5 protein-coding genes are annotated in these 24,186 nt (G+C 75.5%); all 5 read right to left on the bottom strand.

Going from position 1 to position 24,186, the window contains the following annotated elements; translation table 11 throughout:
• Positions 1-188 precede the first annotated feature (188 nt).
• The 5 genes from ACZ4UB_RS10835 to ACZ4UB_RS10815 all read right to left on the bottom strand — a co-directional run bounded on the left by ACZ4UB_RS10835 (position 189) and on the right by ACZ4UB_RS10815 (position 24,184).
• Positions 189-10,697: a non-ribosomal peptide synthetase gene (locus ACZ4UB_RS10835; protein ID WP_468069729.1), complete on the bottom strand. Its 10,509-nt coding sequence runs from the start codon at positions 10,695-10,697 to the stop codon at positions 189-191.
• Between the two features lie 100 nt (positions 10,698-10,797).
• Positions 10,798-11,829, bottom strand: coding sequence for a guanitoxin biosynthesis L-enduracididine beta-hydroxylase GntD (gntD, locus tag ACZ4UB_RS10830; RefSeq protein WP_467965431.1), 1,032 nt, complete (start codon positions 11,827-11,829; stop codon positions 10,798-10,800).
• Positions 11,830-11,885: 56 nt separating this feature from the next.
• Positions 11,886-12,995 (bottom strand): capreomycidine synthase, encoded by a 1,110-nt coding sequence (vioD, locus tag ACZ4UB_RS10825; RefSeq protein ID WP_468069728.1) that lies wholly within the window; start codon positions 12,993-12,995, stop codon positions 11,886-11,888.
• A gap of 132 nt (positions 12,996-13,127) precedes the next feature.
• Positions 13,128-19,538 carry an amino acid adenylation domain-containing protein gene (locus tag ACZ4UB_RS10820; RefSeq protein WP_468069726.1) on the bottom strand — a complete coding sequence of 2,137 codons (6,411 nt, stop codon included), beginning with the start codon at positions 19,536-19,538 and terminating at the stop codon, positions 13,128-13,130.
• A 77-nt stretch (positions 19,539-19,615) separates the two neighbouring features.
• Positions 19,616-24,184: a non-ribosomal peptide synthetase gene (locus tag ACZ4UB_RS10815; RefSeq protein ID WP_468069725.1), complete on the bottom strand. Its 4,569-nt coding sequence runs from the start codon at positions 24,182-24,184 to the stop codon at positions 19,616-19,618.
• Positions 24,185-24,186 lie beyond the last annotated feature (2 nt).

Here is a 24,186-nt window from a genome sequence, read left to right as displayed (position 1 = left end):
CATGGGGCCGGGCGGGAGGGGCGTTACCGAGGGCCGGGCAGGGGAAGGCACGTCCGGGCAGGACGAAGCGGGACACGGCGGGGCGCGGCAGAGCAGGACGAGACAGGGCGGGGTGGGGTGGCACGCCCGGCGCCGGTGCGTCGGACACCGGACACCGGGCGCCGGACGCGTCACCCCCGGACGGCGGGTCAGCGCAGGTGGGCGGCGAGCACCGGGCCGATCTGGGCGAGGGCCTCGGGGGTGGTGAAGCGGCTGTGCGGGACGTCCAGCGGGTGGTTCTCCACCGGGCCGTCCACGTGCGCGGCCCACAGCTCGGCCAGCGGGGTGCCGTCGGCGCCCCGGCCCGGCAGGGCTTCGAAGAAGAGCACGGGACCCCGGTAGCGGCCCGGCTCCTCGCCCTGGGCCAGCGCGATGTTGTTGGCCGTCACCCGCACCAGCCGACCCAGCGCCGCCGGGTCCAGGCCGCCCAGCACGCTGCCGCGCTCCCGCAGCAGCTCCAGCACGGCCGTGGCGCCGGGCAGACCGTCGCCCAGGGCCTCCTCGCCGTCCGCCGGGGCGGGGGCGGCGAGGACGTCCAGCTCGTCGAGGTCGAGTCCGTCCAGCGCGAGGGAGAGGATCTCCTGGGCGCTGGGCCGGCCGGCGTGCCGGAAGCGGCCCGTCGGGTGCGAGTCGAGCATCGCCAGCAGCGCGACCTCCTCGCCCGCCTCCTGGAGCTGGCGCGCCAGCTCGTGCGCGACGGTACCGCCGAAGGACCAGCCGAGCAGGTGGTACGGACCCTCCGGCTGGACCTCGCGGATCAGCCGCAGGTAGTCGGCCGCCATCTCCGGTACGGAGCCGGGCAGTTCGCCCGTCCCGTCGAGACCCCGGGCCTGGAGGGCGAAGAGCGGCCGGTCGCGGTCCAGGTGGCGGGCCAGGCCCGAGTAGCACCAGCCGAGTCCGCCGCCGGGGTGCACGGCGAAGAGCGGGGCGCGGGTGCCGCCGGTGCGCAGCGGCAGCAACTGCCCCAGGCCGTCGGAGGATCCGCCGGCGCCGTCGGCGCCGATCCGCTCGGCCAGCAGGGCGACGGTGGGGGTCTCGAAGAGGGCCCGCAGGCCGATCTCGACGCCGAGTTCCTCACGGACCCGGGCGGTGAGGCGGGCGGCGAGCAGGGAGTGGCCGCCGAGGTCGAAGAAGTTGTCGTCGATGCCGACGTGGTCGACGGCGAGGGTGGTGGCGAAGAGGCCGCAGAGGACTTCCTCGCGCGGGGTGCGCGGGGCCCTGGTGGAGGCGGCGGTCGTGGTGGGGGCGGGCAGGGCCCGGCGGTCGAGCTTGCCGTTGGGGGTCAGCGGCAGGGTGTCGAGCAGGACCACGGCGGAGGGCACCAGGTAGGCCGGCAGGTGCGCGGCGGCGTACGCCCGCAGCTCGGCCGGATCCGGGACCGCGCCCGCGTCGGTGGCGGGGACGAGATAGGCGACCAGGCGCTGATCGCCCGGGTTGTCCTCGCGCAGCAGCACCGCCGCCTGCGCGATGTCCCCGCGGCCCGTGAAGTGCGCCTCGATCTCGGCCGGTTCGATCCGGAAACCGCGCAGCTTGATCTGGTCGTCGGTCCGGCCCAGGAACTCCAGCCGCCCCTCGCCCCGCTCATCGGCCTGCCAACGCCCCAGGTCACCCGTGCGGTACATCCGCGCACCCGGCTCACCGAAGGGATCCGGCAGGAACCGCTCCGCCGTCAACCCCGGACGCCCCAGATAGCCCCGGGTCACCAGGTCGCCGGCGATGAAGAGCTCGCCGCCGACCCCGACCGGAAGCGCCCGGAAGGACTCGTCCAGCACGTACATCCGGGTGTTCCAGATCGGGCGCCCGATGGTGATCACGCCGGAGGGCGCGGTGTCACCGGGCTCGATGCGGAACTCGGTGCAGCCCACCGTGGTCTCGGTCGGTCCGTACTCGTTGATCACGGTGGCGCCGGGGTGGTGGCGCCGCCACTCGTCCAGCACCTCGCCCATCAGCGATTCCCCGCCGAGCACGAGCTGCTCGCTGGGCGAGAAGCGCTCGGGCAGCGCGGTCAGCAGGGCCAGGTGGCTCGGCGTGGCCTTGACGAAGGTCGGGCGCTCCCACTCCCCCGCCGTGGCCGCGCGCTCGTCCAGCTCGATGAGCTGTACGGCGCCCCCACTGGTCAGCGGGGCGAAGAGGCCGGTCACGGTGAGGTCGAAGGAGACCGGCGAGTGGACCAGGGCCCGGCCGGCGACGCCGGCGTACGCCTCACGGGCCCAGGCGAGGTAGGCGTCCAGGGAGTGGTGCTCGACCACGACGCCCTTGGGGCGTCCGGTGGAGCCCGAGGTGTAGATCACGTAGGCCGGGTTGCGCAGCGACAGCGGGGCGGACCGGTCCTCGTCGGTGAGGTCGTGCGCGGGCAGGGCTGCCAGCGCGGCGGCCGTGTCCGGCGCGTCGAGCAGCAGGAGCGGGTGCTCGGTGACGGGCAGCTGTTCGGCCGCCCCGACGGTGGTGAGGACGCACAGCGGTCGGGCGTCGGCCAGGGTGTAGGCGATCCGCTCGCCGGGGTGGGTGAGGTCGATCGGCAGGTACGCCGCCCCGGACTTGAGCACCGCCAGTACGGAGACCAGGGTCTCCACCGAGCGCGGCACGGCCAGCGCGACCAGGCGCTCCGGCCCCGCCCCCCGGGCCACCAGGTGGCGGGCCAGGCGGTTGGCGGCGGTGTCGAGCTGGGCGTAGCTGAGGGTGCCGCTCTCGCAGACGACGGCGGTGGCGTCGGGGGTCCGGGCGACCTGGGCGGCGAACAGCTCCGGCAGGGTGCGGCCGGGGAGGGCGCGCGAGGGGCCGTTCCAGTCGGTGAAGAGGGCCCGGCGCTCGTGCTCGGCGAGCAGGTCGATGTCGTGGAGGCGGGTGTCGGGGTGTTCGGCGGCGGCGCGCAGGATGCGCTGGAACTGGTCCGCCAGCCGGGCGATGGTGGCCGGCTCGAAGAGGTCGGTCGCGTACTCGATGGTCACCGTCAGACCGGCCGCGGCGCCCTCGGCGTCGTGGTGCTCGGTCACCGTGAACGACAGGTCGAACTTGGCCGCGCCCTCGGACGCGACGTCGCTCTCGCCCTGGTCGTCGGCGGTCCCGGTGGCGCTGTTGAAGGTGAGGACGGTCTGGAAGAGGGGGTGCCGGTGCGGGGCGCGGCCCGGGTTCAGGGCCTCGACCAGCCGCTCGAAGGGCAGGTCCTGGTGCGAGAGCGCCGCGAGGTTCGCCTCACGCGTGCGCCCCACCAACTCGGTGTGCGTCGGATTGCCGCTCGTGTCCGTGCGCAGCACCAGCGTGTTCACGAAGAACCCGATCAGACCATCCAGATCACGGTGTCCGCGCCCGGCCGTCGGCGTACCGATCGGCACGTCCACACCCGCGCCGTTGCGGGTCAACAACACCGCCAGAGCCGCGTGCACCGCGTGGAACACGGTCGCCCGCTCACCCCGCGCGTGCGCCGCCAGCTTCCCGTGCACCGCACGATCCGTGAAACCGGTGTGCACCCGCGCCCGGAGCGAGGGACGCGCCGGACGGGAGCGATCCACCGGAAGCGCGATCTCCTCCGGCAATCCCGCCAACGCGCCGCTCCAGAAGGCCAACTGCTCGTTCAGCACCGTTCCCGGCACCTGCGGATCCCCCAGGTGACGGTGCTGCCACAGCGCGAAGTCCGCGTACTGCACCGGCAACGGCGACCACCCAGGAGCCTCACCCCGCACCCGGGCCCGATACGCGTCCGTCACGTCCCGCGTCAACGGACCCATCGACAACCCGTCACCCGCGATGTGGTGCAGCACCACCACCAACACGTGCTCCCGCGCACCCAGGACGAACAACGCGGCACGCATCGGGAGCTCGCTCGACAGGTCGAACGGCCGCGCCGAGAGCTCCGCGATCCGCTCCCGCGCACCCGCCTCGTCCGTCGCCACCACGTCCAAGGGCACCAGGCCCGCACCCGCCGGCAACACCACCTGGCACGGCTCGCCGTCCGACTCCGGGAACACCGTCCGCAGGGTCTCGTGCCGCTCCACCACGTCGTCCAGCGCGGCCTGCAACGCCACCGCGTCCACCGCCTCCGCCAACCGCAGCACCACCGGGATGTTGTACGAGGCCCGCTCGGTCTCCTCCATCCGGTTGAGGAACCAGAGCCGGGCCTGTGCGTAGGAGAGCGGGACGGTTTCCGGGCGGGGCTCGACGCGTGCCAGCGGCGGCAGCGCGGTGGCGGCGTCGGCGTCACCGATCAGCTCGGCCAGCCCGGCCACCGTCGGCGCCTCGAACACGTCGCGGACACCCACCTCGGCCCCGAACTCGCCCCGCACCGCGGCCACCAACCGCATCGCCAGCAGGGAGTGGCCGCCGAGGTCGAAGAAGTTGTCGTCGATGCCGACGTGGTCGACGGCGAGGGTGGTGGCGAAGAGGCCGCAGAGGACTTCCTCGCGCGGGGTGCGCGGGGCCCTGGTGGAGGCGGCGGTCGTGGTGGGGGCGGGCAGGGCCCGGCGGTCGAGCTTGCCGTTGGGGGTCAGCGGCAGGGTGTCCAGCAGGACCACGGCGGAGGGCACCAGGTAGGCCGGCAGGTGCGCGGCGGCGTACGCCCGCAGCTCGGCCGGATCCGGGACGGCGCCCGCGTCGGTGGCGGGGACGAGATAGGCGACCAGGCGCTGATCGCCCGGGTTGTCCTCGCGCAGCAGCACCGCCGCCTGCGCGATGTCCCCGCGGCCCGTGAAGTGCGCCTCGATCTCGGCCGGTTCGATCCGGAAACCGCGCAGCTTGATCTGGTCGTCGGTCCGGCCCAGGAACTCCAGCCGCCCCTCGCCCCGCTCATCGGCCTGCCAACGCCCCAGGTCACCCGTGCGGTACATCCGCGCACCCGGCTCACCGAAGGGATCCGGCAGGAACCGCTCCGCCGTCAACCCCGGACGCCCCAGATAGCCCCGGGCGAGTCCGGCGCCGGCGATGTACAGCTCGCCCGGCGCGCCGGGCGGTGCCTGCCGCAGGGTCGGGTCCAGCACCTGGACGCGCATGTTGTCCAGCGGTCGGCCGATCGGCACGGTGGCGCCGAGCGGGTCCCCGGCGGTGATCGAGTGCCGGGTCGCGAAGACGGTGGTCTCGGTCGGGCCGTAGCCGTCGACCACCCGCAGCCCGGGGTGAAGGGAGAGCACGCGGCGCACGGCGGCGGCCGGGACCACGTCGCCTCCGGTCATCACCTCGCGCACGCCGGCCAGGCTCTGCGGTGCGTCCTCGGCGAGCAGCCGGAAGAGGCCCGCGGTCAGCCAGAGCGCCGTGACCCGGTGCTCGGCGACCAGTCGCCCGATCCGCTCGGCGTCCAGTTCACCGGCGGGCGCGACGACGACCTGCCCGCCGCTCAGCAGCGGCACCCACAACTCGTAGGTGGAGGCGTCGAAGGCCTGCGGGGAGTGGAACAGCACCCGCTCGTGGTGGCCGTGCCGCTGCCACCAGCGGTCGGCGGCCAGCGCGGCGACGTCCGCGTGGGTGACGGCGACGCCCTTGGGGGTGCCGGTGGATCCGGAGGTGTACATGACGTAGGCGAGGCGCTCGGGCTGGACGGCGGGAACGGAACGGGCGGGGGCCTCCGGCAGCGGGGCGCTGACGTCCACGACCCGCATCCCGGCCGCGGCCAGGGCGCGTACGAAGGGCAGGTCGCGGGTGGTCGCGTCCACGAGCAGCAGGTCGGCGCCGGTGTCCGCGAGCACGAAGGCCATCCGCTCGTCGGGCCAGCTCTCGGACAGCGGTACGTACGCGCTGCCCGCCCGCACCACGGCGAGCGTGCTGACCACGAGCTCCGCCGAGCGCTGCAGGAGCAGGGCGACCCGGCGTTCCGCACCCGCCCCGAGGGCGGTCAGGTGGCGGGCCAGCCGGTCGGTGGCCGTGTCGAGCCGGGCGTAGCTGAGGGTGCCGCTCGCGCTGACGACGGCGGTGGCGTCGGGGGTGCGGGCGACCTGGGCGGCGAACAGCTCCGGCAGGGCGGCGGCGGGCAGCGGGTGCACGTCTCCGGTGGCCAGGGCGGCCAGTTCGGCGCGGCCCTCCTCGCCCAGCAGGTCGATGTCGTGGAGGCGGGTGTCGGGGTGTTCGGCGGCGGCGCGCAGGATCCGCTGGAACTGGTCCGCCAGTCGGGCGATGGTGGCCGCCTCGAAGAGGTCGGTCGCGTACTCGATGGTCACCGTCAGACCGGCCGCGGCGCCCTCGGCGTCGTGGTGCTCGGTCACCGTGAACGACAGGTCGAACTTGGCCGCGCTCTCGAAGTCGGCCTGCTCGACGGAGTCCGCGACCGCGTCGTCCGTCGCGCCGTTGAAGGTGAGGACGGTCTGGAAGAGGGGGTGCCGGTGCGGGGCGCGCGCCGGGTTCAGGGCCTCGACCAGCCGCTCGAAGGGCAGGTCCTGGTGCGAGAGCGCCCCGAGATTCACCTCGCGCGCCCGCCCCAGCAACTCGCCCAGTGACGGGTTGCCGCTCGTGTCCGTCCGCAGCACCAGCGTGTTCACGAAGAACCCGATCAGACCGTCCACCTCGCGGTGTCCGCGCCCGGCCGTCGGCGTACCGATCGGCACGTCCGTCCCCGCGCCGTTGCGGGTCAACAGCACCGCCAGCGCCGCGTGCACCGCGTGGAACACGGTCGCCCGCTCGCCCCGCGCACGCGCCGCCAGCTTCCCGTGCACCACACCGTCCACGAATCCGGAGTGCACCCGCGCCCGATGCGAGGGACGCACCGGCCGCGAACGATCCACCGGAAGGGCGATCTCCTCCGGCAGCCCCGCCAACTCCGCCTCCCAGTACGCCAACTGCTCGTGCAGCACCGTGCCCGGAACGTCCGGGTCCCCCAGCTCGCGGTGCTGCCACAGCGCGAAGTCCGCGTACTGCACCGGCAACGGCGACCACCCAGGAGCCTCACCCCGCACCCGGGCCGCGTACGCGAAGGTCAGGTCCTGCGTCAACGGACGCATCGACAGCCCGTCACCCGCGATGTGGTGCAGGACCACCACCAACAGGTGCTCCTGCGGGGCGAGCGCGAACAACGCGGCGCGCACCGGGAGTTCGGACGACAGGTCGAAGGGCAGCGCCGACAGTTCGGCGATCCGCTCGCGCGCACCCGCCTCGTCCGTGGCCACCACGTCCAAGGGCACCAGCCCGGCGGCCGCCGGCAGCACCACCTGGCACGGCTCGCCACCCGACTCCGGGAACACCGTCCGCAGGGTCTCGTGCCGCTCCACCACGTCGTCCAGCGCGGCCTGCAACGCCACCGCGTCCACCGCCCGCGCCAACCGCAGCACCACGGGCATCGCGTAGGCGCTGGCCTCGCCCTCCAGGGTGTTGAGGAAGCGGAGTCGACGCTGGGCGAAGGAGAGCGGCAGGACCTCCGGGCGCTCCGCCCGGACGAGGGGCGCCAGGGCGGTGGCGGAGCCGGCCCCACCGATCAGCTCGGCCAGCCGGACCACCGTCGGCGCCTCGAACACGTCACGGACACCCACCTCGGCCCCCAACTCCGCGCGCACCGCGGCCACCAACCGCATCGCCAGCAGCGAATGCCCGCCGATGTCGAAGAAGCTCTCGTCGATCCCCGGCTCGCGCTCGGTGCCCAGCACCTCGGCGAAGATCCGGCACAGGGCGGCCTCGCGCTCGTCGCGCGGGGGACGCCCGGCGGCGGCCTCCTGGCGTGCGGGGGCGGGCAGGGCGCGGCGGTCCAGCTTGTTGTGCGCGGTGAGCGGCAGCGCGTCGAGGACGACCAGCGCGGACGGCACCATGTAGCCGGGCAGCGCCTTCGACAACTCGGCGCGCAGCGCTGCTGGTTCGAGGGCGATGCCGGGCTGCGGGACGACGTAGCCGACGAGCTGGCGGTCGCCCGGCCGGTCCTCGCGGACCACCGCGGCCGACGCGGCCACGGGCGCCAGGGCGGCCAGCGCCGCCTCCACCTCGCCCAGCTCGATCCGGAAGCCGCGGATCTTGACCTGGTCGTCCAGCCGGCCGAGGAACTCGATCTCGCCCTGCGGCAGTCGGCGGGTCAGGTCGCCGGTCCGGTACATCCGGGCGCCGGGGGCGCCGGCCGGGTCGGGCACGAACCGCTCGGCGGTCAGGCCCGGGCGGCCCAGGTAGCCGCGGGTGACCTGGGCGCCGCCGATGAAGAGCTCGCCCGGCACTCCGACCGGGACCGGCTCGCCCCGCTCGTCCAGTACGTACGCCCGGACGTTGCCCAGCGGCCGGCCGATCGGCACGGTCGGGGAGCCGGCGAGTTCGGCGGCGCGCGGGCGGTGGGTGGTCACGCCGACCGTCGTCTCGGTGGGCCCGTAGTGGTTGAGGACCGCGCACTCGGCCCGCTCCAGCAGTTCGCCCACGAAGGCGCTGGTCGAGCCCTCGCCGCCGAGGATCAGGCCGCGCCGGGGCAGGACCCGGTGGGCGCCGCCCGGACCCTCCAGCGCCGCGAGGTGGGAGGGGCTGATCTTCAGGTAGTCGATCGCGTGCTCGGCGAAGTAGGCGGCCAGCAGCCGGCCGTCGGAGGCGGTGTCGGCGTCCACCATGTGCAGCGTGCCGCCGCCCAGGAGCGCGGAGGCCAGGACCGTGACGCAGGAGTCGAAGGTGAACGGCTGGACCATCGCGTATCCGGCGGGCTCCAGGCCCAGCGCGGACCCGACCGCGGTGTGGTAGTTGAGCACCTGGCGGTGCTCCACGACCACGCCCTTGGGCCGACCGGTGGAACCGGAGGTGAAGAGCACGTAGGCGGCCTGGCCGGGGTCCACGGCCACCGCGGGGGCGGTGTCGGGGGCCGCGTCGAGGGTCAGTTCCTCCACCACGACCGCACGCACGCCCGGGGGGAGCCGGTCGGCGAGGGCGCGCCGGGTGATCACCACGGGTGCGGCGGTGTCGGCGAGCATCATCGCCATCCGCTCCTGCGGCTGGGCCGGGTCGACCGGCACGTAGCAGCCGCCCGCCTTGAGCACGGCGAGCAGGGCGACGACCGTCCGGGCACCGCGTTCGAGGCAGATGCCGACGGGGGTCTCGGCGGTGACGCCGAGGCCGGTCAGGTGGTGGGCGAGGCGGTTGGCCAGCCGGTCCAGTTCGCGGTAGGTGTGGGTGGCGTCGGCTCCGACCACCGCGACGGCGTGCGGGGTGCGGGCGGCCTGTTCGGCGAAGCGTCCGTGGAAGGTCCCGGCGGGCACGTCGAGGGCGGTGGCGTTCCAGGTGTCGAGCAGCAGCGTGCGCTCGTCCTCGGCCAGGAGCGGGAGGTGGGCGACCGGGCGGTGCGGGTCGGCGCAGACCTCGCGCAGCAGGGTGGCGTAGTGGTCGAGCAGTCGCCGGGCGGAGCGCTCCTCGTAGCGGTCGGCGCGGTGGACGAGGGTCAGCGTCAGCGTGTCGCCGGTCTCCGAGACGGTGAAGGTCACATCCCGCTTGGCGTCGGCCGGGCCGGTCCCGTCCAGCGGGCGCAGGACCAGTTCACCGGCGTCGGCGGTGTCCGGGGCGGCCTGCGGGGCGCCCTGGTCGAGTACGAGCATGGTGCGCGCCAGTCCGTCCGGCGAGCCGGCCCGCAGCTCGGCGGCCAGCTGCTCGAAGGGGACTTCCTGGTGCTGGAAGTCGCGTCGGGTGGCTTCGGCGGCCCGGTCCAGCACCGCGGCGAAGGTCGGCCGGCCGGAGAGGTCGCCGCGCAGCAGCAGGGTGTTGACGAAGCAGCCGATCAGCCCTTCCAGTTCGCTGCGCCCGCGCCCGCCGACCGGGGTGGCGATCACCGGGTCGGCGCCGCCGCCGTAGCGGTGCAGGAGGACCTGGAGGGCTGCCAGGGACACCGTGAAGAGGGTGGTGCGGTGCCGGGCGGCCAGGTCGCGCAGGCCGGTCGCGACCTCGGCGGACAGCTCCAGGGTGTGCGTTCCGGCCGCGGCGGCGCCCTCGGGGCGGCCCGTGGCGGTGGCGCGCGGCGGGGTGTCCGTCAGGCCGGCCAGCCGCTGTCGCCAGTAGCCGAGGCTCTCCTGGTGGGCGGCTCCGTCGAGGCGGCCGCGCTGCCAGGTGGCGAAGTCGGCGTACTGCACGGGCAGCGGGGGCAGCGCCGCGGCGGCCGCGTCCGCCAGCCGGTAGGCCGCCCCGGCCTCGGCGAGGAGCACGTTCACCGACCAGGCGTCGGCGGCGATGTGGTGGATCGTCAGGAGCAGGACGTGCTCCTGCTCGCCGGTGCGCAGCAGCGCGGCCCGCAGCAGCGGTCCGGCCGCCAGGTCGAAGGGGGTGTTCGCCTCCTCGGTGAGCCGGGCGCGCACCCGCGCCTCCCGCTCGTCCGCCGTCAGGGCCCGCAGGTCCGTCACCGGGAGGACGAACCCGGCCGCCCGGTGCACGTGTTGGACGGGCAGGCCGTCGGCGCCGGGGGCGAAGGTGGTGCGCAGCACCTCGTGCCGGTCGATCACCGTGGCGAAGGCCCGGGCGAGGCGTTCGACGTCGAGGGGGCCGGTGCAGGTCAGCGCCATCGGCACGTTGTACGCGGCCGATCGCGGGGCGAGCTGCTGGGCCAGCCAGATCTGCTCCTGGGTGAGGGAGAGCGGCGCCGGCGCCCCTTCGGGGCGGCGCGGCACACCCGTGGGCGCCGCCGGGCGGCCGGCCGACCGCTCGCGCAGACGGGCCTCCAGCCGGGCCCGCAGCTCGGGCGACAGCTCGGCGATGCGGCGGGCGGTGTCGGCGGTGGTGACGTCGGCGGCGATCTGGGTGGTGCTCACGGTTCTCTCCCCGGAGAAGGTCAGGCGGGCCCTCGGGCCCCTCGGGCCGTGGGTGGTGTGTGGAGTGCTGTCGGCGGCGGACGGGGCCGGCGGGTCCCGGTCAGAACAGGACGCGGGAGGCGGCGGTGGCCCGCGCGTCGCGGGACTTGCGCAGGTCGCGGGCGACGTTGACGCGCTTGAGCCAGCGGTCGGTGCCGTCGAAGCGGGCCGCGAAGGAGCTGCGTCCGTGCACGGCGCGGTAGTTGTCGACGAAGACGATCTCGCCGGTGGCGAGCGCCGCGCCGCCGAGGCGGCGGTCGATCTCGTCGGAGAGCCGCTGGAGGGCGCCGCGGGCCTGCGGGTCCAGCCGGTCCAGGTCCATGAAGTACGGGTCCAGGCACAGGTACGGGTCGGTCTCCGAGCCGAACAGCACGGGGACCGGCGCCGCGTCGTCGCGCATCTGCTTCAGGCGCTCGTAGGCCGCGTCCAGCAGCCGCGTACCGCCCTCCAGGGGGCGGCCGGGGCCGGCGTCGAGCATCTGCAGGTGCGAGTTGTCGGGCAGCATGTAGAAGCGCGGTTCGGCCAGCACCCGCCGGTCCTCGGCGGAGATCTCCAGGTCCTGGACCCCGACGAAGGTGGTCGGCACCCGGTCCGGGTTGCGCAGGCAGAGCAGGCCCACGTAGTCGCCCCGGTAGGGGTGGAAGGCGTCCTCGACGTGCCAGAAGATGGTCTGGTTGCTGCCGGTGCCGATCTGCTCGTCCTCGTGGCCCTTGACCGGCAGGACGTCGTGCACCAGGTAGCCGTCCTGCTGGGTGGCCCAGGCCACCGGTTCGCCGAGCAGCGCCCCGCACAGCAGCAGGAAGATCTCCTCGCGCAGTGCCGGGGAGACCCCGGTGCGGTGCTGCCAGTGCGCGGGCGTGGCGCCGATGCGGTCCTGGTCGACGCGGTAGCCGGAGACCACGCAGGCTCCGGCGGGCTCGTGCAGTCGGAAGTCGGTCAGGAAGCGGCGCAGTGCGAGCGGCAACCGGTGGGACTGGAGGGTCAGTTCGTCCTGGAGCGCCTGGTCCTCGACGCTGTCGTGGCGCTCGGCGAGTTCGTCGAGGAGGGCGCTGATCGCGTCGGCGTCGACGGGGTCGAGCGTGAGGGCGTGCATGGGGTGGGTCACCTCGGGAATCGGGTCTGCGGAGTGCGGGTGCGGGTGCGGGGTGCTCAGCGCGGGTCGGGCAGCAGGGCGGCGAGCCGGTCGAGTCCGGCGGTCAGCTCGTCGGCGGGTCCGCCGAAGCCGAGTCGGATGTGCCGCGGCGCGCCGAAGCAGGCGCCGGGGACGACCAGCACGCCGTGCTCGCGGTCGAGCCGGTCGGCGAAGGCGCTCACGTCGGCCACGGTGGTCAGCTCGGGGAAGGCGGTGACCCCGCCGGCCGGGAGGTCGGCGCGGACCCGGTCGCGGTGCGCGGCCAGCCAGTCGGCCAGCACGGCCCGGTTGGCGGTGGCCTGGGCGAGGCGGGGGCGCATCAGGTCGTCGGCGTGCCGGACGGCGTGCGTGGCCACCGCTTCGACGAGCGGCGACAGGGCCAGGCTGGTGTAGTCGCGACGGCGCACGCAGCCCGCCAGGACCTCCGGCGCGGCCAGGGCCCAGCCGACCCGTAGGCCCGGGAGTCCGTAGGCCTTGGAGAGGGTGCCGAAGGAGATCGCCCGGGGGTAGCGGGCGGTCGGGTCGGGCAGCGGCCGGCGGTCGTACACCAGGTGCTGGAAGGCGTTGTCCCAGGCGAGCCAGGTGTCGTGGCGGGCGCAGGTCTCGATGATCGCGGCCTGCTGGTCCTCGGTGACGGTGGCGCCGGTCGGGTTGTGCGGGAAGTTGACCACGACCATGGCGGTGTCCGGGCCGATCAGGGAGAGGAGTTCGTCCTCGTTGGTGACCACGCCGTCCTCGGTGCGCATCGCCCAGGGCACGAGCCGGCAGCCCAGCGAGGCGGCCACCTCGACCAGCGCGTGGTAGGCGGGGGTCTGCACCACGACCTCGTCGCCGGCCTTGAGCAGGGCGTGCATGACCAGGTAGATGGCCTCGCTGGAGCCCTGCGTGGCGATCACCGAGCCGGGGTCGGTGCCGTGCCGCTCGGCGAGCGCGGCGCGCAGCGGCTCCCCGCCCAGCGAGTGGCTGTCGCGGAACATGATCCCGCCGAGGGAGGCGGCGGTGGTCCCGGCCAGGGCGAGCACCTGGTCGACGGTGTAGTTCTCGACGCCGCTGCTGCTGATGTCGTAGGTGGTGGTGAAGTACCGCTCGCGGAGCCAGTCCTCCAGCAGGGCCGGGGCGATGGGCATGGGTTCCTCCAGTGGCCGGAGCGGCCGGGGTCGCGGGGCTCCGGGGTGGGTGGGGCGGGGCGGGGCCGCCCGGCGGGTGGGCGGCCCCGGACGGGGCGGGTGGTGCGGGTGGTGCGGTGGGTGCTGCTGGGCTCAAGCGGTGGGGAGGCCTTCCTCGGCCTCCAGCTCGGCGAGCAGCCGCAGCAGCTCCTCCGGGTCGCTCTCCTCGGCCTGGAGCTGGACGACCCGAAGGGCCAACTCGGCCACGGTGGGGGCCTCGTAGAAGACCCGCAGGGGCACCTCGACCCGGCAGGTCTCGCGGACCCGGGCGGCGAAGCGGGCGGCCAGCAGCGAGTGCAGGCCCAGGTCGAAGAGGTCGTCGTGGACGCCGACGGCCGGCAGGCCGAGCAGTTCTCCGGCCAGCTCCGCGATCTCCGTCTCCATGGGGGTGCGCGGGGCCACCGCGGCGGCGCCGGTCAGCTCGGCCCGGCCGGGCCGGGGCAGCGCGCCGCGGTCGAGCTTGCCGTTGCCGTTCAGCGGCAGCTCGGGCAGCAGCACGATCGAGGCCGGTACCAGGTACTCGGGCAGCCGCTCGCGCAGCGCGGCGCGCAGCTCGAAGACGTCCGGTGCGGTGCCGGGGGCGGCCACCACGTAGCCGACCAGGCGCTTCTCGCCCGGCTCGTCCTCGCGGACCACCACCGCGGCGGCGCCGACCTCGGGCCGTTCGGCGAGCCGCGCCTCCACCTCGCCGGGCTCGATCCGGTGTCCGCGGATCTTCACCTGCTGGTCCGCGCGGCCGATGAACTCCACGGCTCCGTCGGCCCGGTGGCGGGCCAGGTCGCCGGTGCGGTAGAGCCGGGATCCGGGCGGGCCGTACGGGTCCGGGACGAAGCGTTCGGCGGTCAGGCCGGGGCGGCCCAGGTAGCCGCGGGCCAGGCCGGCGCCGCCCAGGTGGAGTTCGCCCGGTGAGCCGATCGGTACCGGCGCCGCGGCCGGGTCCAGCAGGTAGACGGTGGTGTTGGCCAGCGGGTGCCCGATCGGCAGTCCGTCGCCGTCCACCGCCTCGGCGCCGACGTGCAGGGTGGTCGAGGTGCAGGTGACCTCGGTCAGCCCGTACACGTGCACCAGCTCCACCCCGAGCCGCTGCCAGGCGGCGAGCCGGTCCCGGCGCACCCGCTCGCCGCCCATCGCGACGAACCGCAGGTCGGCGGGGAGCGCGGCGCCGGTGCGCTCCAGCTCGGCGGCCCAGTCGTGCCAGTAGGCGGTGGTCAGTTCCAGGCCGGTGATCCGGTGCTCGGCCAGGTAGCCGGTCAGGTCCACGCCGGCGGCCAGCAGCCGCGCACCGGGCAGCACCACGGTGGCACCGGCGGCCAGCGCCGGGAAGAGCTCCTCCAGCAGCACGTCGAAGCCGGTGGAGGCCAGTTGCAGGAAGCGGTCGCCGGGGGCCAGGCGGAACTCCTCGGCCATGGCGAGGGTGAAGTTGACCAGGCCCTCGTGGGTGAACATCGAGCCCTTGGGGGCGCCGGTGGTGCCGGAGGTGAAGAAGACGCAGGCCAGCGTGGCGGGTTCGGTCACGGCGCCGGTCGCCGGCGCGCTCCCGCCCGGCGCGGCCGGCGCCTCGATCGGTGCCACCGGGACGGTGTCCAGGAGGGCGCCGCGGGCGTCGCCGTCGCTCAGCACCAGCTGGGCGCCGGACAGGTCCAGCAGCAGCCGCAGCCGCTCCTCGGGCAGGGACGGGTCGAGCGTGGTGAACGCCGCGCCCGCCTTCAGGACTCCGAGCAGGGCGGTGACCAGCCGGGGCGTCGGGGCCGCGTGGACGGCGACGACGCTCTCCGCTCCGATGCCGAGGTCGCGCAGTCGGGCGGCGCACCGCTCGGCGTCGGCCTCCAGCTCGGCGTAGCTGGTCGTACGGCCCTCGTGCTCCAGTGCGGGGGCGTCGGGGGTCCGGGCGGCGGCGGCCGCCACCAGGTCGTGCAGGCCGCCGGTGGGCAGCGGGCGGGCGGTGGCGTTCCAGTCGGTGAGCGCCGTGCGGCGCTCCTCGGCGTCCAGCAGCGGGAGTCGGGACAGGGCGGTGCCTGGGGCGTCGGCGGCGGCCTCCAGCAGCAGGCCGAAGCGGTGGGCCAGGCGGGCGATGCTCGGCGCGTCGAAGAGGTCCGTCGCGTACTCCACCGTGAAGGCGGTGGCCCCGTCGCGCTCCGCGGCGGTGAACATCAGGTCCATCAGGCAGGAGCCGGTCTGCGCCTCCACGGGCTCGACGCGCAGGCCCTCGAACCCGGCCCGCGGCGGGCGGGCGCTCTGCAGGGTCAGCATGGTCTGGAACACCGGGTGCCGGGCGGGGTCGCGCTCGGCGCCGACGGTGTCCAGCACCCGCTCGAAGGGGACGTCCTGGCCGTCGAAGTCGGCGAGGACGCGGTCGCGGGTGCGCTCCAGCAGCTCGGCGAAGGCGGGGTCGCCGGACAGGTCGCCGCGCAGCGCGAGACTGTTGACGAAGCAGCCGACCAGGCCGTCCAGTTCGCGCTGGCCGCGGCCCGCGACGGGGGTGCCGACGACCACGTCGGCGGCGCCGGAGAGCCGCCCCAGCAGGGTCTGGTAGCCGGCGAGCAGCACCATGAACAGGGTGGCGCCGTGCCGGGCGCCGAGGGCGCGCAGCCGTTCGGTCAGCTCGGCGGACAGCGTGAACTCGTGGACCGCGCCGGCCAGGCTCGGGGTGGCCGGGCGGGGCCGGTCGGTGGGCAGTTCCAGGACCGGCAGCGGTCCGGCGAGCCGGCCGCGCCAGTGCTCCAGCTGCGCGTCCCAGCGGCCCTCGGCGGCCCGGTCGGCCTGCCAGCGGGCGTAGTCGGCGTACTGGACGGGCAGCGGCGCCAGGGCGTGGCCGTCGTAGAGCGCGGCCAGGTCCTCGACCAGGACGCCCATCGACCAGCCGTCGAGCGCGATGTGGTGGATCACCAGGACCAGCAGGTGCTCGGTCGGGCCGGTGCGCAGCAGCAGGGCGCGCAGCGGTGCTTCGGCCGCGAGGTCGAAGGGGCGGGTGACGAAGGCGTCGACCAGGTCGGTGACCCGCTCGCCGGCGGCGATCTCGCGGACGGTCAGCGGGGCCTCGCCGGGCGGCAGGACCCGCTGGACGGGGGCGCCGTCGCTCTCCCGCACGACCGTGCGCAGCACCTCGTGCCGGGCCATCAGGGCACGCAGGGCGGCGGCCAGGGCCACCGGGTCCAGCGGGCCGTCGATCCGTACCGCGGTGGGCACGTGGTAGGCCGGGTTGCCGGGGGCGAAGCGGTCGAAGAGCCACATCCGCTGCTGGGCGAAGGAGAGCGGCAGGGGGCGGGAGCGGTCCGCCGGGGTGACCGGCGGCAGCGGGGCCGGGGCGGGGTCGCCCTCGGCGGAGCGCAGCCGTCCGATCAGCTCGGCCTGCGCGGCCACCGTGGGGGCGGCGAAGACCTCGCGCAGCCGCACCTCGACGGCGAACTCGGCGCGCAGCGCGCTGACCAGCCGGTTGGCCAGCAGCGAGTGGCCGCCGAGGGCGAAGAAGTCGTCCAGCACGCCGACCTCGGGCAGCTCCAGCAGCCGCTGCCAGATCGCGGCGACGGCGGCCTCGTCGGGGGTGCGGGGGGCGAGGCGGTCCGCGGTGTCGGGCGCCGCCGTCGGCGCGGGCAGCGCGGTCCGGTCCACCTTGCCGTTGGGCGAGAGCGGCAGGGCCGCCAGCTCGGTCCACAGCGCGGGGACCAGGTGGGCCGGGAGCCGCTCGCGCAGCCAGGCGGCCAGCTCGGCCCCGCTCGCGGGGGCGGTGTCCGGTCGGGCCGCGGGCACCCAGTAGGCGGCCAGGCGGCGCTCGCCCGGTCCGCTGCCGCGGGCGACCACGACCGCGTCGGCCACGGCGGGGTGTCCGAGCAGGACGGCGCTCACCTCGCCCGGCTCGACCCGGAAGCCGCGGATCTTGACCTGGTTGTCGGAGCGGCCGAGCAGTTCCAGCTCGCCGTCGGCCCGGCGGCGGGCGAGGTCGCCGGTGCGGTAGAGGCGCTCGCCCGGGACCCGGCCGTGCGGGTGCGGCACGAAGCGCTCGGCGGTCAGGCCGGGGCGGCCCAGGTAGCCGCGGGCCAGGCCCTCGCCCGCCACGCACAGCTCGCCGGGGACGCCGACCGGGACGGGCCGCAGCAGGGCGTCCAGCACCAGCAGCCGCTGGTTGAGCAGCGGGCGGCCGTAGTGCACCGGCCCGGCTCCGGCCTCCTCGGGGACCAGGTACTCGTTGTTGCAGAAGGCGGCTTCGGCCACGCCGGCCGAGTTGACCACCCGGCAGCCGGGGGCGGCGGCGCGCAGTCGCGGGGGCAGCGCGGGCGGCAGGACGTCCCCGCCGATCATCGCGGTGCGCAGGCTCTCCAGGTCCAGGCCGTGCTCCTCGGCGGCGGCCAGCATGGCCTCGGTGCCGGCGGGTCCCATCGACCACACGGTCACCCGGTGCCGGGCGACCAGCTCGGCCCAGTGCCGCGGGTCGCGGTTCGCGCCCTGCGCGGGGAAGACGGCGGTGGCTCCGACGACGAGGGGGGCCAGGCAGTCGTGCACGGCCGGGTCGAAGCTCGGCGAGTGCAGCGCGATCATCCGGTCCCCGGGGCCGAAGCCGTGCGAACGGGCCAGTCCGGCGAAGGTGTTGACGATGGCGCGGTGGGTGACGGCGACGCCCTTGGGGCGTCCGGTGGAGCCGGAGGTGTACACGAGGTAGGCGAGGTTGGTCTCGCCCGCCGTCGTCGACTCCCCCACCGGTGCGCCGGGTTCGTCGGCGTGACGACCGAACTCGGGTCCGTCGTCGGCGATGTCGTCCAGGAGCAGCACCGGGGTGCCGGTGGGCAGCACGCCGGCGGTGGACCGGTGGGCCAGCACCACGGCCGGGGCCGCGTCGGCGAGCATGTAGGCCAGCCGGTCGGCCGGGTAGGAGGGGTCGAGCCCGAGGAAGGCGCCGCCCGCGCGCAGGGTGCCCAGCATGGCGGCGCTGAGTCCCGCCCCGCGCTCCAGGCAGAGCGCCACGGGCACGTCGGGGCCGACGCCGGCCGCCCGCAGCCGGTGGGCGATCCGCGCGGCCCACGCGTCCAGGGCCCGGTAGGACAGGGCGCCGGCCGCGTCGATGACCGCGGCCGCGTCGGGGGTCCGGGCCGCCTGGCGGGCGAAGAGCTGGTCCACGCGCAGCCCGGCGGGCAGCTCGCCGTCGGTGTCGTTCCAGGTGTGCAGTTCCCGCTCCAGCTCGGCCGCGGTGAGCATCGGCAGTTCGGACAGCCGGGTGCCGGGCGCACGGACGGCGGCGCCGAGCAGGGTGGTCCAGTGGCCGAGCAGGCGGACCACCGAGGGTGCGTCGAACAGGTCGAGGGCGAACTCGGCGAAGCCGGTGAAGCAGCCGTCCTCTTCGGTGAGTTGGAGGTCGAGGTCCATGTGCGCGCTGTCGCGGGTGACGGGCACCGTCTCGACGGCCAGGCCGGTGAGTTCGGGGGTGGTGGCGGGGGCGTTCTGGAGCACGAAGCCGACCTGGGCCAGCGGGTTGCGCGACAGGTCGCGGCTGGGCGCCAGCTCCTCGACCAGCCGGTCGAAGGGCAGCTCCTGGTGGTCGAAGGCGTCCAGCGCGGTGCCGCGCACCCGCTCGACGAGTTCGGTGTAGGTGGGGTCGCCGGCCAGCGAGGTGCGCAGCAGCACCGTGTTGACCAGAGAGCCGACGAGCAGTTCGGCGCCCGGCGCCCGGGTGGCGGGCCCGGTGGCCACGACCACCTCAGTGGAGCCCGCGTGCCGGGCCAGTACGGCCTGGAAGGCGGCGAGCAGCACCATGAAGGGGGTGGCGCCCGCGCTCTTGGCCAGGTCGCGCACGGCCCGGGAGGCGGCCGCGTCGAGCCGCACCGGCACGCTCGCACCGCGGAAGCTGCGCACCGGCGGTCGGGGCCGGTCGGTGGGGAGCTCCAACGCTTCGGGGGTGCCGGCGAGTTGAGCGCGCCAGTAGCCGAGGAGCCGGTCGCCGAGGTCGCCGTCGAGGAGGGCCTGGCGGCCGGCGACGTGGTCGGCGTAGCGCACCGGCAGCTCGGGCAGCCGCGGATCCCGCCGCTCGGCCCGGGCGGCGTAGGCCTCGGAGAGTTCGGACATCAGCAGGCCGAAGGACCAGCGGTCCACCACGATGTGGTGCAGGACCACGACGAGCAGGTGCTCCGCGGGCCCGAGGGTGATCAGTTCGGCCCGCATCAGCGGCCCCTTGGCCAGGTCGAAGGGCTGCTCGGCGAGCCGGCCGGCCAGCGCGCGGACCTCGTCCTCGCCCGCTCCGGTGGCCTCCGTCAGACCCAGCTCGAAGGCGCGGCGCGGCAGGACCAGCTGGACGGGGGCGCCGTCGCGGGCCGGGAACACCGTGCGCAGGGCCTCGTGCCGGTCGACGAGGAGCTGGAAGGCCTGGCGCAGGTGCTCGGTGTCCAGCGGTCCGCGCAGCCGCAGGGCGGCGGCGGTGTTGTAGACGCCGCTGGGCCCTTCCAGCCGGTCGACCAGCCAGAACCGGCGCTGGGCGGCGGAGGTCGCGAGCACCTCGACGGTGCGGGGGGTGGTGGCCACGGGGTGCTCCTGCACGGGGGTGGGGTCGGGGTTCGGGGCGGACGCGGGGTCCGTTGCGCGGGTCAGGTCGGGGGCGCTCACAGCTCCCCGCCCATCAGCGCGGCCAGTTCCTCGGCGGACAGGTCGTCGAAGCCGGCGTCGGCGGCCGGTACGGCCTCGCGCACCGGTGCGACCGGCTCGGCGGGGACGTCGGCGACCGGGGCGCGGCGCACCGTCTCGGCGTACTCGCCGAGGACCGGCGCCTCGAAGAGCGCCCGTACGGTCAGCTCGCGGCCCAGTGCCTCGCGGACGGCGGCGGTCACCTGGACGGCGAGCAGCGAGTGGCCGCCGAGGTCGAAGAAGTCGTCGGCGAGGCCGATCCGGGCAACGCCGAGGACGGCGCTCCAGATCTCGGCGAGGGCCCGTTCGGTGTCGTCGCGCGGGGCGAGCAGGGTGGAGGACCCGGTGGACCAGTCCGGTGCGGGGAGCGCGGCCCGGTCGAGCTTGCCGTTGGCCGTCAGCGGGAGCCCGTCCAGGGTGACGAAGGCCTCCGGAACCATGTACTCCGGCAGTCGTTCCCGCAGGTGGGTGCGGAGCCGGGGGACCAGGCCGCGGGCGGCGCGGCCGCGGTGCGGGTCGTTGGCCCAGTGCGGCCACGGCAGGCCCGCGCTGTCCCCGGCGGGCGCCGCGGCGCTCTCCGGGGCGGTCCCGGCGGGGCGGAAGGCGGCGTCGAAGCGGCCGAGCGGGTCGCCGGCCGCCCAGCTCAGGTCGACGGCGAGACCGAGCGCGTCGGCCAGCTCGCGCAGTTCCTGCGGGTCGAGGGCGGTGGGGTCCTCGGCCGTGGCCTCGCTCTCGCCCTCGGCCGTGCCGGTGATGCGGGCGGCGGTACGGGCGTCCGCGTGCACCCGGGCGTTGGGGATGCCGGTGACCACGAGCGGGGAGCCGTCCAGCAGGGCCCGCGGGTCGCCGCCGGTCCACGCCACCGTGCGGGCCGGGGCGGTGGGTTCGGGCGCGGTGTCCAGGTGCAGCACCACGTCGTAGCGGTAGCGGGTCATCTCGTTGGGGTCGCGGCCGGGCTTGAGCGTCACCTCGACGCGGCCGATCCGCGGGATCTCCCGGCGCAGCGCCTCGAAGAAGCGCGGGTCCAGGAGCAGCTCGTCCTCCTGCCGCACGGCGAGGCGCACCTGGCGGGCCAACTCCGACTCGGCGGCCCCGGCGGGCAGGCCCGGCCGCAGGACCGAGACCTGGAAGGCGTCGAGGAGGGCCAGGTGGCGCACGTCGCCGACCACGATGCGCCCGCCCGGGGCGAGCACGGCGGCGGCCTTGGTGAGCACCTCGACCAGGTAGCCGGCGCTCGGCAGGTACTGCGCCACCGAGTTGACGATCACGGTGTCGAACCGCTCGTCCGCGAGGTCGTCCACCTCGTGCCCGGCCCGGCGCAGCAGCCGTACGTGCTCCCAGTCCGCGGGGAGGTGGCGGCGGACGTGGGCGACCGCGGTCTCGGAGAGGTCCAGGCCCGTGTACTGCTCGCAGGCGCCCGCCAGCCGGAAGAGGAGCAGGCCGGTGCCGCTGCCGATCTCCAGGACCCGGCGCGGGCCGGTGCGGCGGACCAGCTCGACGGTGTCCTCGACCCAGCGCCGCATCTCCTCGGCGGGGATCGGCTCGCCGGTGTAACTGCTGCTCCAGCCGCGGATGTTGAAGGTGGGGTCGGCGCCGCCGACCTGCTCGTACTGGTCGTATGCGGTGTCGAAGACCGTGCGCCACTGGGCGACCTGGGCGGTGTCGGCCGCGCGGACCTCGTCCCGCTCCGGCCGCGCTGCCGCCTCCTGGTCGGGGACCAGGTAGGCGACGAGTCCGGTGGCGCCGTCCGGGGCCCGGCTGGGCAGCACGGCGACGTGCCGTACGTCCGGGTGGGCGCCCAGCTCGGCTTCGATCTCGCCGAGTTCGACCCGGTGGCCGCGGACCTTGACCTGCTGGTCGATGCGTCCCAGGTACTCCAGCGTGCCGTCGGGCAGCCGCCGGGCCAGGTCGCCGCTGCGGTACAGGCGCGCGCCGTCGCCGAGCGGGGAGGGGACGAAGCGTTCGGCGGTCAGGCCGGGGCGGCCGAGGTAGCCGCGGGCCAGGCCCGGCCCCCCGACGCACAGCTCGCCGGGGACCCCGGGCGGCACGGGCTCGCCGCGCCGGTCCAGCAGGTGCACCGCGAGGTCGGCGAGCGGGCGGCCGATCACGCTGCCGGGGGCGGTCAGGTCGGCCGCGCCGAGGGTGTGCGCGGTGACGTGCACGGTGGTCTCGGTGATGCCGTACATGTTCACCAGGCGCGGTCCGTCGGGGTGCCGGGCGGCCCAGTCGCGCAGCGTGCCCGGTTCCAGGGCCTCGCCGCCGAACACCACGTGCCGCAGTGCGAGCGGGCCGGTGTCGCGGGCGCCGGCCGCGGCGTCGGCGTCCGCGAACTGGCGGAAGGCGGTGGGCGTCTGGCTGAGCACGGTGACGCCTTCGGCGCGCACCAGAGCGTGGCAGGCGGCGGGGGTGCGGCGGGCCTCCTGCGGCACCACGGCGATCCGGCCGCCGTGCAGCAGCGCGCCCCAGATCTCCCAGACCGAGAAGTCGAAGGCGGCCGAGTGGTAGAGGGACCAGACGTCGTCCGGGCCGAAGGACACGTCCCCGGCGGCCGCGTCGAACAGCCGCAGCACGTTGGCGTGGGTGAGCAGCGCGCCCTTGGGCCGGCCGGTGGTGCCGGAGGTGTAGATCACGTACGCGAGGTGGTCCGGACCCAGCGGGGCCGGCTCCAGCGACTGCGCGGAGGGCGGCTGGTCGACGTCCAGGGTCGGGATGCCGTCGGCGAGCGCGGCGTGCTCCGGGTCGGCGACCAGGGCCGCGGCGCCGCAGTCGCCGAGGGTGAAGGCCAGTCGGTCGGCCGGGTGGCGCGGGTCGAGCGGGACGTAGGCGGCGCCGCTCTTGAGGATGCCGAGGATCCCGGTGACCAGGCGCACCGACGGTTCGACGCAGATCGCCACGCGGCTCTCCGGGCCCGCCCCCAGCTCGCGCAGCCGGCGGGCCAGCGCGTCCGAGCGGCGGTCCAGCTCGGCGTAGGTCAGCCGCTCCTCGCCGCAGCCGACCGCGATCGCGTCGGGTCGCAGCCGGGCCTGGGCGGCGAAGGCCGCGGGCAGGCTGGCGGGCTGCGCCGCGGCGGTCCGCCGGGCCGCTCCGGCACCGAGCTCGGCGCGGCGCTCGGCGGCGGTCAGCAGCGCCAGCGCGTCCAGGCGGGTGTCCGGGGCGTCGACCGCGGCCGCCAGCAGGCACAGCCACTGGTCGATGAACCGGCGCACGGTGGCCTCGTCGTACAGCTCGGTGCTGTAGTCGGCCAGGCCGGTCAGGCCCTCGGGGGTTTCGGTGACCTGGAGGTGCAGGTCGAACTTGGCGGTGCCGGTGTCCACCGCGGCCACGTCCATCCGCAGCCCGGGCAGCTCGATCCGGGTCTCCGGGGTGTTCTGGAGGACCAGCAGCAGGTTGGCGAAGGGGGTGCGGCCGCCCGCGTCGCGGTCCGGGCGGGTCTCCTCGACGATCCGCTCGAAGGGCACGTCCTGGTGGGCGTAGGCGGCGAGCGCCGACTCCCGTACCCGGGCGGTCAGTTCGCGGAAGGTCGGGTTGCCGGACAGGTCCGCGCGCAGCGGCAGCATGTTGACGAAGAAGCCGATCAGGCCCTCGGTCTGGGGGTGGTTGCGGTTGGCGATCGGCGAGCCGATGACCAGGTCCTCCTGCCCGCTCCAGCGGTGGGCCACGGCCGTGAAGCCGGCGAGCAGGACCATGTAGAGGGTGGCGTCGTGCTCGCGGGCGAGCGCGGTCAGCCGGGTGGCCAGGTCACCGTCCAGCCGCCACGGGAAGCAGGCGCCCGCGAAGCCCTGGCGGGCGGTGCGCGGTCGGTCGGTGGGCAGGTCCACGGTGCTGGGCGCGCCCGCCAGTCGCTCGCGCCAGTGGGCCAGTTGGTTCTCCAGCGTCGCGCCGGAGCGCTCGTGCTGCCAGAGCGCGAAGTCGGCGTACTGTACGGGCAGTTCGGGCAGTTCGACGGCGTCCGCCCGGTAGTGGTGGGCCAGTTCGCGCACCAGGACGTCCAGCGACCAGCCGTCCGCCACGATGTGGTGGACGGTGAGCACCAGGACGTGCTCCTCCTCGGCCAGCCGGACCAGCACGGCCCTCAGCAGCGGACCGGTGGCCAGGTCGAAGGGGCGGCGGCTCTCCCGCTCGGTCAGCTCGGCGAGCGCGTCCCGCCGCGCGTCCCCGGTCAGCTCGGACAGGTCGGTGAGCGGCAGCGCGATCCCGGCCGGGGCGAGGACGACCTGCTCGGGGCGGCCGTCCTCGACCCGGAAGGTGGTGCGCAGCGCCTCGTGCCGGGCCACCACCCGGCCCAGGGCCCCCTCGAGCGCGGCGGCGTCCAGCCGTCCGGTCAGCCGGACGGTGCAGGCGATGCTGTAGAGCGGGCTCGGACCGGCGAACTGCTCGACGAACCAGAGGCGCTGCTGGGCGAAGGACAGCGGCAGCCGGGCCCCTTCGGGGCGCCGGGCGATCAGGTCGGCGGCGCCGGCGCGGGCGATGCCCTGCTGCTGGAGCAGCTTGGCGAGCAGCCGGCGCTTGTCGGAGGAGAGCGCGGTGCGCTGGGGTGACTGGCTCATTG

Source organism: Streptomyces sp. NPDC028419 (genome assembly GCF_055565515.1).
This window is presented reverse-complemented; position numbering and strand designations above follow the sequence as displayed.